This window comes from Clostridium saudiense (assembly GCF_000577815.1).
In the GTDB taxonomy this organism is placed as follows: Bacteria; Bacillota; Clostridia; order Clostridiales; family Clostridiaceae; genus Clostridium; species Clostridium saudiense.
Map to the genome: position 1 here is coordinate 1 of NZ_CBYM010000052.1, position 13,867 is coordinate 13,867.

General features: G+C 28.5%; 13 protein-coding genes and 2 pseudogenes. 14 read left to right on the plus strand and 1 reads right to left on the minus strand.

Annotated elements, in window-relative coordinates:
- The 11 genes and pseudogenes from TY07_RS18650 to TY07_RS15800 all read left to right on the plus strand — a co-directional run.
- Positions 1–136 (plus strand): annotated as a pseudogene (locus TY07_RS18650) (FAD-dependent oxidoreductase); the annotation flags it as partial.
- 527 nt (positions 137–663) lie between these two features.
- Entirely contained in the window at positions 664–813 is a 150-nt protein-coding gene (locus TY07_RS18450; protein WP_172676149.1) for a hypothetical protein, read from the plus strand.
- 75 nt (positions 814–888) lie between these two features.
- Positions 889–1,827: a carbohydrate kinase family protein gene (locus tag TY07_RS15770; protein WP_042402349.1), complete on the plus strand. Its 939-nt coding sequence runs from the start codon at positions 889–891 to the stop codon at positions 1,825–1,827.
- A 544-nt stretch (positions 1,828–2,371) separates the two neighbouring features.
- Positions 2,372–2,566: a hypothetical protein gene (locus TY07_RS18655; protein ID WP_052330760.1), complete on the plus strand. Its 195-nt coding sequence runs from the start codon at positions 2,372–2,374 to the stop codon at positions 2,564–2,566.
- Positions 2,567–2,569: 3 nt separating this feature from the next.
- A complete protein-coding gene (locus TY07_RS18660) occupies positions 2,570–2,845 on the plus strand; it encodes an extracellular solute-binding protein (RefSeq protein WP_396021001.1) in 276 nt (91 codons plus the stop codon).
- Positions 2,846–3,009: 164 nt separating this feature from the next.
- Complete coding sequence (locus tag TY07_RS15780) at positions 3,010–3,357, plus strand: reverse transcriptase family protein (protein ID WP_042402352.1); 348 nt, start codon at positions 3,010–3,012, stop codon at positions 3,355–3,357.
- A 37-nt stretch (positions 3,358–3,394) separates the two neighbouring features.
- Positions 3,395–3,538, plus strand: a complete 144-nt coding sequence (locus TY07_RS18180; protein ID WP_242833274.1) for a group II intron maturase-specific domain-containing protein — start codon at positions 3,395–3,397, stop codon at positions 3,536–3,538.
- A 619-nt stretch (positions 3,539–4,157) separates the two neighbouring features.
- The gene (locus tag TY07_RS15785) at positions 4,158–5,051 is read left to right on the plus strand and encodes an ABC transporter permease (protein ID WP_394805652.1); all 894 of its coding nucleotides are present in this window, start codon (positions 4,158–4,160) and stop codon (positions 5,049–5,051) included.
- 11 nt (positions 5,052–5,062) lie between these two features.
- The gene (locus TY07_RS15790; RefSeq protein ID WP_042402355.1) at positions 5,063–5,959 is read left to right on the plus strand and encodes a carbohydrate ABC transporter permease; all 897 of its coding nucleotides are present in this window, start codon (positions 5,063–5,065) and stop codon (positions 5,957–5,959) included.
- Between the two features lie 23 nt (positions 5,960–5,982).
- The gene (locus TY07_RS15795; RefSeq protein WP_042402358.1) at positions 5,983–7,593 is read left to right on the plus strand and encodes an ABC transporter substrate-binding protein; all 1,611 of its coding nucleotides are present in this window, start codon (positions 5,983–5,985) and stop codon (positions 7,591–7,593) included.
- Between the two features lie 207 nt (positions 7,594–7,800).
- Entirely contained in the window at positions 7,801–9,273 is a 1,473-nt protein-coding gene (locus tag TY07_RS15800) for a glycoside hydrolase family 32 protein (protein ID WP_042402361.1), read from the plus strand.
- Between the two features lie 57 nt (positions 9,274–9,330).
- Here TY07_RS15800 and TY07_RS15805 read toward each other — a convergent pair whose 3' ends face one another.
- Positions 9,331–10,362 carry a LacI family DNA-binding transcriptional regulator gene (locus TY07_RS15805; RefSeq protein WP_042402364.1) on the minus strand — a complete coding sequence of 344 codons (1,032 nt, stop codon included), beginning with the start codon at positions 10,360–10,362 and terminating at the stop codon, positions 9,331–9,333.
- A gap of 152 nt (positions 10,363–10,514) precedes the next feature.
- On the opposite strand from TY07_RS15805, the gene TY07_RS15810 reads away from it, so the two are divergent.
- The 3 genes and pseudogenes from TY07_RS15810 to TY07_RS18920 all read left to right on the plus strand — a co-directional run.
- Positions 10,515–11,849, plus strand: coding sequence for a glycoside hydrolase family 32 protein (locus TY07_RS15810; RefSeq protein ID WP_042402366.1), 1,335 nt, complete (start codon positions 10,515–10,517; stop codon positions 11,847–11,849).
- 79 nt (positions 11,850–11,928) lie between these two features.
- Positions 11,929–13,374: a sucrose-specific PTS transporter subunit IIBC gene (locus tag TY07_RS15815; RefSeq protein ID WP_042402370.1), complete on the plus strand. Its 1,446-nt coding sequence runs from the start codon at positions 11,929–11,931 to the stop codon at positions 13,372–13,374.
- A 359-nt stretch (positions 13,375–13,733) separates the two neighbouring features.
- A pseudogene (locus TY07_RS18920) lies at positions 13,734–13,867 on the plus strand (FAD-dependent oxidoreductase); the annotation flags it as partial.

The window sequence follows — 13,867 nt, forward strand, 5'->3', positions numbered from 1 at the left end:
CAGGTATACTTTTGCTGGAGCTAGTTATTTTAAGAGAATGCAGGAGTTAGGTTTGTATACTATTGATACTGCTGAAATTGAAGATAGGATTAAGAAATTGAATTTGGATAATATTTTTGAACAAAAATTAGTTTAGAAGATAGATAATACTCTGGGGGGAAAGTTACCCTCTAGAGTATTTATTTCTTGGGGACACTTGGAAAATATAGCAAATTAAATATAAAAAAGATTAATGAAGGAAAAGCTAGTAAGGAAAGAGATGAACTAAATGAAATAATAATAGATTATTTATAATTGTTAAGGACTAATAGTGGTGAAAGAATAGATTTAGAAATAGCATGTACATGTAAAATTATTAGGAAATTAGTGATAAGATTAAGAAGGTTAATTTGGATAGGATTTTTGAACAAAAATTAATATAGAGTATTTATAATCCCAAGGAGGTTATGGACTTCTTGGGATTTCTTTAGGATGAAATAACTAATTATTAATTATTCAAGTATTTTTGAACTATTATAGCTTAGAAAATAAAATTGTAAAAAATAACATAAAAAATATTGATAGTAACTTTTTAATATGATAAACTAATTAAAGTTACCGGTTACTTTGGGTTATAGAGTATATGTACGTGAAGTATAAAATTTTAGAGGTTGGGGTGAGGAGATGACTATAGAAGAATCAGTAATTGATGAATTACAAGATATTTTAAGTGAATTATATTTTAAATATGGTAAAGATAATGAAATAATAAGATTAAGTTGCATAATAGATAGCTTCATAGTTAAAAGGCAGAAGGAGGTCTTGATAAATTGAATGAATAATTTAAAAAATATTTAGTATTAAGCAAATACATAAAATATATATTAGAGAAAGAGGAGAAGAGGGTATATGAAAAAAGTAATTTGTCCAGGGGAAGCATTAATAGATTTTGTATCAATGGATTTAGGAAAATCTTTAAAAGAAACAAGTGGATTTTTAAAAAAGGCAGGAGGTGCTCCAGCTAATGTTGCAGCGGCTATATCAAAATTAGGTGCAGAAGCATATTTTTGTGGAACTGTTGGAAATGATGCTTTTGGTAGTTTTTTAGAAGATACATTTAAAAATAATAAAATTAATACTGAGCTTATGTTTAAATTAGATACTAATAATACAACATTTGCTTTTGTATCATTAATGGAAGATGGAGAAAGAGATTTTGAATTTGCCAGGGATGCTGATTCAAGATTGACTTTTGAGATGATTAAAGATAATCTTGAAAAGTTTGATTTATATCATTTTGGTAGTGCAACAGCTTTCTTAGAAGGAGATTTGAAAAAAACTTATTATAATTTAAAGGAATATGCAAAAAAGAATAATAAAATAATATCATTTGATGCTAATTATAGAGAAAGTTTATTTGGTAATAACAAAGAGGGATTTATAAAGTGTTGTATTGATTTTATTAAAGACAGTAATATAGTTAAGTTAAGCGAAGAAGAAGCTTTTTTAATTAGTGGAAAAAACAACATTAAAGAAGCTTCTGAATTCATTATAAAATTAGGGTGCAAAAATTTAATTATTACACTAGGGAAAAAGGGGGCGTTATTAACAACAAAGGAAAAACAAATTTTAGTACCAACAAAAGAGTTAAAGATGAAGGATGCAACTGGGGCTGGTGATGCTTTTATGGGAGCTGTATTAGCTCAAGTTGTTGAAAACCCACATAAATCAATGGAGGAAATAGTTAAGACTGCAAATATAGTTGGAGGTATAACTACAACTAAAATAGGTGCACTTGAATCTATACCAACTTGGGATGAGGTTTTAACTTTCATCAAAAACAGCTAGAAGTAATTGTGCTGAAATATTAACCAATTACAAAATTTATATTGTGTTAAATTAAATATCACCAAATAATATTAAAATAAGATATATCTTGAGTTAAATCTAGAGATGTATCTTATTTTTTACATAATATAAAAAATTAGGTTAGAATAAAGATAAAATTAAGCAACTTACTCTAAATTATAAGTTATCTAAAAAGTTATATAAACAAATAAGAAGGAATTGCCTTAAATAGGAAAAAGCAACCTGATGTGTAAGCGCTAACATGTTATTATCTCATTAAGTTATCGGTTACATTATGGATTATATAAAACAAAGAAGTTGAGAAAGTGAAAAAATATGTAGTTTAATTTTATTTGCTATTACAGTAAATTTTACTGGCTTCTCACTTGCTAAAACTAGTGATGTAAGTAAAAACATATTAGGATTTGATGATGGTGAAGAATATGTATCAATGTGGGTTCATGTTATTGAAGAAACAACAGATGGATAGGCATACTCAAAGTCTGTAAAGGAGTTTAATGAAAAATTCAATGGAAAATACTTTTTGGATATTGAGTTTGTTCCTCGTAATGAAAGTGGAGGAGTGTATTCAGATAAGGTTAATGTATCAGTAATATCAGGTGGATTACCAGATGTAATCACTGTTGATGGACCTAATATATCAGTATATGCAGCAAATAATATTATTCAGCCATTATCAAATCTATCAGAAGAAGAGAAAAGTATATATCTTCCTTAAATTATAGAGCAAGAAACTGTAAATGGAAATTTATATGATTTAGGGGTAATGGAGTCTAGTGTGGGATTTTATTATAACAATGATATTATAGAAGATGCAGGCATAGAAGTTCCATCTATAAATAATCCATGGACATGGAGTGAATTTATTGAAATATGTAAAAAATTAAAGGAACATTTAGAAGATGGATATGTTATAGATATGCCATTCCCATCAGGTGAAAACAATTATCAGATTTTAAAGACGATGGATTATTTAAGCAATTATATGATCAACTAGTAATATATGGACGCCCAAGATCTAAATCATCAGCGTATCCTCAGATAAGTACATCATTTCAACAAGCTATTGAAGGAGTATTATTAAATTCAAAAGGAGAAACCGATGAATTTGAATATGGCTCATTAGAAAGAATATTATCTAGGGAAAACTTAATCCTAGCAATGAAGATAGTAATATCCAATAAAGGAAGCAATGGAGTTGATGGAATGACAGTTTATGAACTTAAACAATTTCTACAAACAAAATGGACTAAAATTAGAGAAGATATATTCAATAATGAGTACAAACTAATGCTAGTTAGAACAGCTGAAATCCCAAAACCAAACGGAGGTACTAGGTTACTAGTAATACATACGGTTTTAGATAGACTTATTCAACAAGCAATTGAACAAGAACTAAACCTAATTTATGATGAAAATTTCTCGGAGAATAGTTTTGAATTCCACCCTGGTAGAGCTGCAAAAGATAGAATAAAGAAAGCTGAAGATTATATTAATAAAGAAGCATAAAGACAAACTACGAGAAATATTATCAAGGGCAAAACCGATGACTTTAGAACAAAGAATAATTAAGCTAAATCAAGTTAATATAGTTTGGATTAATTATTATGGAATAGCAAAGTGTAAAGGCATTGTTATTCAATGGGATAAATGGATTAAACAGAGATTAAGAATGTGTATATGGAAATAGTGAAAGAAGATTAAAACAAGATATAAAAACCTTAAGAAACTAGCACTTAATCACTATCAAGCAATAAAATTTGCCAATACCCGAAAAGGATACTGGCGAGTAGCAAATAGTGCAATATTAAATACTACAATAACAAATCAATTCTTTAACGACTTAGGTTTGAAAAGCCTAACGCGTCAATATATTAAAATTCATTAAACTTAAAGAACCGCCGTGTACTAGACCGGTATGTACGGTGGTGTGAGAGGCCGATAGATAAAATAATTATCTACCTCATACTCGATTAAATTAAAAGTTAGGATTGAGTGGTGATTGAATTGTATAAGAAATTTACATGGAATTAAATTGAAAAAAATGAAGAAATTCATTGACGTGTAACCGGTAACATGATATTATATTAATAAAGGTAACCGGTTACGTTAACGATTACCAAAAAGTTAGCATGTATTTATGATTTATATGTAAATACAAAATATGCAAATTATAATAAGTAAAATTTATTCGAAGGGATGGGATTTAATTGAGGCAAGTAGAGACAGCTATACCGATTAAAAAGGAATCATTGGGAGGTAAGTTTTTAAGAGGTCAGAAAGGAGGGAAAAGTAGTTTAGTAAAAAAAATAAATTATGTAAAAAGAAATTATCAGTTATATCTTTTTTTTACATTACCTCCATTATTACTATTGATTATATTTAAGTATATTCCAATAGGAGGAATATTAATTGCATTTGAAGATTATAACCCTATAGCAGGTATATTAGGAAGTGATTGGGTTGGGTTTAAACATTTTCAAAGGTTTTTATCATCTCCAGATTTTATGAACCTATTAATGAATACTTTAAAGTTAAGTGTTTATGGATTATTATGGGGATTTCCAATACCTATTATACTAGCATTACTATTAACTAGAGTTAAAAGTGAGAGAATAAAAAAGGTAATACAATTAGTAATATATGCTCCGAACTTTATTTCTGTAATTGTAATTTCAGGGATGATTATTCTATTCTTATCACCAGTAGGACCTATTAATCAAGCTTTTGGAACAGCAATAAATTTTATGACCAAGCCAGAAGCATTCCGTACTATTTATATAGCTAGTGGAATTTGGCAAGGTGCAGGATGGGCTTCTATTATTTATACTGCAGCATTATCTAATGCAAGTAAGGAATTGACAGAGGCAGCGGTAATTGATGGTGCTAATATATTTCAACAAATATGGAATGTTGATATTCCAGCAATTAAACCAATAATGGTTATTCAATTTATTTTATCTATGGGTGGAATTATGAGTATAGGTTTTGAAAAGGCTTTAGCATTACAAACAAGCTTAAATTTACCTACATCTGAAATATTAGCTACCTATACTTATAAAATGGGATTACAGTTAGGTGACTATAGTTTTTCCACAGCAGTTGGATTATTTAATGCAGTAATAAATGTAATATTATTAGTTGTAGTAAATACATCAGTCAAGAGACTAAATAAAGATGAAGAAGAAGCGTTAGGACTATAGGGGGAGAAGATATGAAAAAGAAAAAAAGACAAAAACTTTCACTTTCAGATAGACTTATTTTAAATAGTGGATATATATTATTAGGAATTTTTCTTTTAGCTATAATAGTACCACTTATATATGTTATTGTTGCATCTTTTATGGATCCAGTTGTGTTGAGTAGTGAAGGTATAACTTTTGATTTTAGTAAATGGTCATTAGAAGGATATAAAAGGGTATTAAAAGATGATATGCTTTTAAGAGGCTTTTTGAACTCAGTATTTTACTCTATATCATATGCAGTAATATCAGTTGCAGTAACATTAATGGCAGCATATCCATTATCAAAAGAAGAGTTTGTTGGAAGAAAATTTGTAAATACATTATATGTGATAACTATGTTTTTAGGTGGTGGATTAATACCAACATATTTATTGATAGATAAGTTAAATCTTTTAAATACAGTATGGGCAATTTTACTTCCAGGAGCAATTAATGTATGGAATATAATGCTTGCTAAAACTTATTTTAAAACTTTACCTAGAGAGTTAAGAGAAGCATCAGCTATTGATGGAGCAAGTGAAATTAAGCACTTCTTTAAGATAGTTTTACCAGTATCAAAACCAATTATAGCAGTATTGATGTTATATCAATTTGTAGGACAATGGAATAGCTATTTCGATGCAATGATTTATATAGATGATGCTAATTTGCAACCGCTACAATTAGTAATAAGATCAATATTAATTCAAAATGCACCATCTACAGGTATGATTGCTGATATTCAAAGTATAGCTGAAATGTCTAAGATATCAGAGTTATTAAAGTATTCAACTATAGTAGTTTCAAGTTTACCATTATTAGTTATGTATCCATTCTTCCAAAAATACTTTGATAAGGGTATTATGGTTGGCTCAATAAAAGGATAATATTATAAAAGGAGAGAGAAAAAATGAGGAAAAACAACATTAAAACAATAATAAGTACAGCATTAGTATCAATTATGGCAATTTCTTTAATAGGTTGCGGGTCAAAAGGTAATGAGAAAAGTGAGGAAACTGTGTTAACGAATGTTTCATTTCCTTTAGAGGAAACTGCAACTTTAACTATGTTAACAAGTGCACCAGCAATTTCAGAACAAGATCCAAATAAAAGACTTATATTTAAAAGATTAGAAGAAGAAACTAATGTTCATATTGATTGGACATGCTATCCAGATGATCAATATGGTGATAAGAAGAACTTAGCATTATCTAAAAAAAACACACTTCCAGATGTAGTTTTTAATGCAGCTATGAGTAATTATGATTTGCTTCGTTATTCAAAGCAAGGTGTAATTGTTGCAGTTGAAGACTTAATAGATCAATATATGCCTAATTTATCTAAGATATTAGATGAAAATCCTGAATATAGAAAAATGATTACAGCTCCAGATGGACATATATATTCATTCCCATGGATAGAAGAATTAGGAAGTGGTAAGGAAGCTATTCAAGCTGTAGCAGATATTCCATTTATAAATAAGAAATGGCTTGATGAGTTAGGATTAGAAGTGCCAACTACAACTGATGAATTAGTAGAAGTATTAAAAGCATTTAGAGATGGAAATCCAGAAGGAAGAACTGATGTAATTCCTATGTCATTCATAATGAATGGAGGAAATGAAGATCCTGCTATATTACTTGGAGCATTTGGTGAGGGGGATAACACAGATCATTTCCTTGTAACAGATGATAAGAAAGTTATTTATTCAACTGTTCAAGAAGGATATAAAGAAGGACTAAAATGGCTTAACTCTCTTCAAAATGAAGGTCTTTTTGATCCAGAAGCATTTACACAGGATTGGGCAACTTATGTAGCTAAGGGTAATAATGGTAGATATGGAATGTTCTTTACATGGGATGCTGCAAACATCGTTACTAATCCAGAAGATTATATAGCTCTTCCAGCATTAGCAGGTCCAGAAGGAAATGTTAATGTACCAAGATCTAACGGATATGGTGTTGATATTGGTAGATGTGTAGTAACTAGTGCAAATAAGAATTTAGAATTAACAGCAAAATGGATAGATGAACTATATGATCCACTTCAATCAATTCAAAATAACTGGGGAACTTATGGTGATGAGTTAAATCAAAATATATTTGAGTTGAAAGAAGATGGTACTTTAGCTCATTTAGATTTAGGTGGTTCTTCACCATGGGAAGTTAGAGTTAATCAATGTGCTGGAGGGCCATTAGCAATTCTTAATGAATACTATGGTAAATATTCAACTTGTCCAGATGATGCTAAAGCTAGATTAGATATACTTCATGGAACTTATGTTAAGGATATGAAAGCAGAATATAATTATCCAGTAGTGCTTATGAGTCAAGAGGATATTGAATTACTTACTCAATATGAAACAGCAGTAAGGCAATATACTGATCGTAAGAGAGCTGAATGGGTATTAAATGGTGGAATTGATGAAGAGTGGAATTCTTATCTTGAAGAAATGGAAAAGTTAGGTTTATCTAAGATGTTAGAAATTAAACAAAAATATTTAGATGAATATTTTAAATAAAGATTAGATGAAATATAGATAATTAAAAAAATTAGTAAGTAGTTAAGAGGTTTGAATTAAAATGCGATAAATATAATTAGAAAAAGTATGTTGTTTATAGAGTTATCGTATAGTAATTCCTACCTCTTAACTAGAATATTACAAAATAATATTTTAATTTTGATATGTTTTTAGTATGCATAGTATAATAGGAATGGTGTAATAGTGATGATAGAAAATAATTTTATTTTAGAAAAAGTAAGAAAATATGAAAAAGAATTTATTAATTGTATATCAAAAGAGGAGAAACCATCTTTTCATTTATGTGCCCCTATAGGATGGATTAATGACCCAAATGGATTTTCAACATTTAATAACGAATACCATTTGTTTTATCAATATCATCCTTATGATGTAGTATGGGGACCGATGTATTGGGGTCATAGTAAGACAAATGACTTTATTAAATGGGAACAGTTACCGATAGCGCTTGCTCCAGAGGCAAGTTATGATATGGGAGGGTGTTTTTCTGGTAGTGCCTTAGAGTATGATGGCAAACATGTAATTATGTATACTGGTGTATTAGATAATAAAGATGAAAATGGAGAAAGAGTAGTAAGACAAACTCAATGTATAGCAATTGGGGATGGAGAAAACTATGAAAAGTTAGAGTGTAATCCTGTAATTACTCATGAAATGTTACCAGAAGGAAGCAGTCTAGAAGATTTCAGAGACCCTAAGATATGGAGAGAGGGTGAAGAGTTTTATTGTGTAGTTGCAAGTAGAAGTAATGATGGTAGTGGTCAAATTCTTATGTATAAATCTAATAATTTAAAAGAATGGGAGTTTGTAACTATTGTTGATAATAGTAAAAATAAAGTAGGACGTATGTGGGAGTGCCCAGATTTATTTAGTTTAAATGGAAAAGGTGTGCTTATAATTTCTCCACAAGAAGTTAAGGCTACTAAGGATGGATTCCATAATGGAAGCAATACTGCATATTTAATTGAAAAATATGATAATGAAAAGAAGTCATTTGAAAGAGAAAGTTGTAATGTTATAGATTTTGGATTAGATTTTTATGCACCACAAACATTGGAGTCAATAGATGGAAGAAGAATAATGATTGGATGGATGCATTCTTGGGAAAATAGAATCGTACCAGGCAATTTTAAATGGTGTGGAATGATGACAATGCCTAGAGAGCTTACAATTAGAGATGGATGTTTAATTCAAAATCCAATTAGAGAAATTGAAAATTATTATAAGAATACGGTAGAATATAATAATTTAATAATTAAAGATGAAGTGTCACTAGATGGTATATTTGGAAGAGAATTAGATATTACAATAGATATTGATGGATCACAGGCTGAAGAATTCAAAATTAAACTAGCAAAAAATAATGAATATGAAACAATAATAAGCTTTAATTCAAAGAAGAATATAATTGAATTTGATAGAAGTTACTCAGGAAATTATGGAGATATACTTCACAAAAGAGAAATGAAGGTTAGAGATAAAAATGGAAAAGTTAAAATGAGATTAATAATAGATAAATATTCTGTAGAGATATTTGCAAATGATGGAGAACAAGTTATGACGTCAACATTCTATACGCCTTTAGAAGCTACAGGTATAACTTTCGCATCAGAAGGTAATTCTATAATTAATATTAAGAAACATGATATTGAAGTTTAACTTATAAAAAATGAGTATGTAGGTTTAGTAATATTAAACCTACATACTCATTTTGTTTTAAGATGTTGTATCTCTTATAATTAAATCAGTATCAATTGTAATATTTTCAAGCTTTACTGAGTTTCCTCTATTTTTAGAATTAATTTGTCTTAGTATTAACTTCATTGCAGTATCAGCTATTTTATTGATATCTTGATTTACCGTTGTAATTGGAATTATTGACTCTACAGAAATTGGAGAGTTATCAAATCCTATTATTTCATATTCATCAGGAATCTTCTTTTTATTTTTAATAAGAATATTTAATAAAATATTAGCATGTGTATCATTACTTACAAAAATACCTTTTTTCATATTAGGATAATTTTTTTCTATGTCATCATAAAGTTTTGACATGTTTATATATGTTTCTTCAAAATTATGACCTAGATGTGAAAGATAACACGTATATTTGGAATTTCTATCTTCGCAAGCTTTCTTAAATGCCTCAATACGTTTATATGAAGGGATTTCTTTTGCAACATCAGTATTTATATGAATTAATATATCACATTTATTGTCTATTAATAAATTAGTTGCTTTAAAAGCACCAGCATAGTTATCACTATTAACACTAGAAATATATTTATCTTCACGTTCTATAGAAACTATTGGAATACTTAATTCACTTAGTGTTTTAGAATCTATAGTATTACTAAGAATTATTAATCCTTCTATTTGATAAGCCATTAACTCTTTAATATAATTCATTTCTTTAGTATATTTACTTTCTTTATTAGTATCATGATTTTCTACAAAAACTAAAAATTTATAATTATATTTTGAATAAGTATTTATAAGACAATTTAACATTTGCGAATAATAATGAAGAAATAAATCAGGAATTATTATTCCAATCATTTCACTTTTTCCGTTAGCTAAACTTCTAGCAACTTTGTTTTCTTTATAATCCAATGCAATTAGTGCATCTTCAATTTTTTTTCTAGATTCAAGTGTTAATGAATCAGGATTATTAAAATATCTGGAAATTGTTGTTTTTGAAAAATTTGTGTATTTAGCAATATCACTAAATGTAACTTTTTTTGTCATAAGCACCTCACCCACTTTTATTATATCAAAATAGTAAATATTTATCAAAAAAATTATAGGTATTGACGTGAAAATGATAACATGGTAATATAATAACAAAGTTACCGGTAACATTACCGGTAATTAATACGATTGGAAATGGAGGAACTTGAATGGGTAGACCTAAAATACATTTAACGGCACCTAAAAATTGGATTAATGATCCAAATGGATTTATTTATTATAATGGAGAATATCATTTGTTTTATCAGTATTTTCCATATGATTGTAAATGGGGGACAATGCATTGGGGACATGCTACTAGTAAAGATTTGATAATGTGGAAACATTACCCTATAGCTTTATATCCAACGAAAGAATATGATCAAAATGGATGTTTTTCAGGGACTGCAATTATTGAGAAGGGGGAGTTACATTTATATTATACGGCAATAAAGTATGATAAATTTAGAGAGGGAAATATTCATTCACCTTATGATAATTATTCATTTGAAGCATCTCAAGCCAAGATAGTATCAAAAGATGGATATACATTTAATAATTATGAAGATAAAAGATTAATAATACCTCCTATTATGGATGAAAGTTTAGGGCATCGTACACATACAAGAGATCCTAAAGTTTGGAAATATAAAGATAGTTATTCTATGATACTTGGAAGTAAATTCAAACAAGAAGATAATGATAAGTTTACAGGAGAAGCATTATTTTATACCAGCAAAGATGGAGAAAAGTGGACTTATAAAAATAGATGCTATGATGATACAATAGGAGATATGTGGGAGTGTCCAGATTTATTTGAAGTAGATGGTAGATATGTTTTAGTAATGTCACCAGAGAATATTATAGCAGATGATATTAATTATACTAATAACTCCGTTTATTCAATAGTTGATTTTGATGAAGAAACTTGTGAGATGAAATTAATAAATAATCAAAAATTCTTAGATGAAGGACTAGATTTATATGCACCACAAACTACTTTAGATGAGTTTGGAAATCGAGTTTTAATTGGTTGGATGAGAATGCCATTAACGTTTGATGGCGAAGATTGGATAGGAATGATGTCTCTTCCTAGAGTTATTAATATAAAAAATAATGATGTGTACTTTAGTGCTCCAGAATATATAGATAAATTATTTAATAAAGAAGTTAAATTGTCAGAGTTTGATGTAAATGATGTTTATAAGTTAAATGCTACATTAAATAAAGATAGTGTGTTGGATATAGGTGGATATAAGATTTCTATAGTAGATGATAGTATAGTTACAGATAGAAGTAAAGTGTTTCCGGATATGAAAAGAAAAGGACGAGTATTTAAGTCTTCTAAGTTGAATGGTAGATATGATTTATCAATTTATATTGACAATGGAATTATTGAAATATTTATTAATGATGGAAAATATGTTATTTCAAATATAGTATATGGACTAGAGTCTAAAATAGAAGTGCATAATATAGAAACAATACGATTGCTTAAGATATAAATTTTAATCAGCATCTATTAGTATAATTTAAATTTTATAATAGTTGCTGATTAAAATACTTTAAAATGGAGGGGTAAAAATGTCTAAAGATAAACAATATGAGAAGGTAGCTAAAGAATTATTAAAATGTGTTGGGGGAGAGGAAAATATAATAAGTGTTGCACATTGTGCCACAAGATTAAGAGTAGTTTTAAAAGATGATAAGAAAATAGAAAGTGAAGCTATTGAAGAAATTGATTTAGTTAAAGGAAGTTTTAATAATGGTGGTCAATTTCAAATAATTTTAGGAACTGGAATAGTGGATGAGGTATGTAAACATTTTATAGGGTTATCTGGAATATCAGAAACTAGTAAAGAAGAATTAAAGCAAGTATCATCTAAAAAGGGAAATGTAATGCAAAGGTTTTTAAAGGCTTTAGCAGATGTTTTTGTTCCAATATTACCTGCACTTGTAGCAGCAGGTTTACTAATGGGAATTAATAATTTATTAACGGTACAAGGATTATTTATAAAAGGAAAGTCATTAATAGAAGCTTATCCTACAATTTCAGGATTAGCAGAAATGATAAATACATTTTCTAATGCTGCATTTGTATTTTTACCTGTATTAATTGGTTTTTCAGCAACTAAAATATTTGGTGGGACACCAGTTTTAGGTGCGGTTATTGGTGCTATAATGATTCATCCAGATTTATTAAATGGATATTCATATGGAGAAGCATTGTTAGATGGAACTGTACCATATTGGAGTATATTTGGATTTAATATTGCTAAGGTAGGTTATCAAGGAACAGTTCTGCCAATAATAGCTTCATCATTTATATTAGCAAATATAGAAAAACGATTGAGAAAAGTTGTAACTCCGATGTTAGATAATATAGTAACTCCACTTATAACTGTATTGGTAACAGCAATTTTAACATTTACTGTTGTTGGCCCAGTTATGAGAACTGTTGGAGATTGGATGACAGCTGGTGTAATGTATTTATTCTTTGATTTAGGTTTTGTTGGAGGAGCTATTTATGGTATTGTTTATCCATTATTAGTTATAACAGGTATGCATCATAGTTTAGTAGCAGCTGAAACGCAAATTTTAGCTAATATAGGAACTTTAGGTGGATCCCCAACATTTGCAGTAGTTGCAGCATCAAATGTAGCACAAGGAGCAGCTGCTTTAGCAGTGTTTTTTATAATTAAGAAGAATGCTAAAATGAAAAGTACAGCATCAGCTGCTGGTATATCAGCATTATTAGGAATAACAGAGCCGGCAGTATTTGGAGTTAATTTAAAATTAATATATCCATTTATAGGTGCTTTAATAGGTTCTGCTGTAAGTTCTGCTTATGCAACATTTATGAAGGTGTTATCTTTATCACCAGGACCTGCAGGATTACCAGGGGTTATAGTAATTAGAGCTGAATCAATGATTCAATATATGATAACAATGCTAATGGCTTTTGTAGTAGCATTTATTTCTACAGTTATATTAGCTAAAATATTAGCTAAAAAGAAAGAAATTGTATAAATTATAAGTAATAATTACTCTGAATTATATAAGTAAGATATGAATAATAATTGAATTATAATTTGGATATAATAAATTGTAGTTAAATAAAAATAGAGTAAAAATTTTGAAATGTATGAGAGAGTATAAAACTTTTAATGAAGGGAGCTAGATAAAATATAGTTTCCTTCATTTTTATATAGTAAATTAATTATAACTATAGCTTTTATAAATAAGAGTAAAGACTAATTAATAATATTTAATAATAAGATATTAGTATATTATTAATTAGTATATAAGTAATGAAGTAAAGTATTAAAGATTAGATAAAGTTTAATAATAAATAGTGAAATTTAGCATGGAGAGGTTGTGTAGCAGCTATAACTGCAAAGAAAGCTAGAGCAGATGTTTATATATATGAAAAAACAGATCTGTTACTTGGGCTTGGTAATGTTGGTGATATAATGAGAAATAATGGACGTTATATGGCTTCAGAAGAGCTTATTGATTCTTG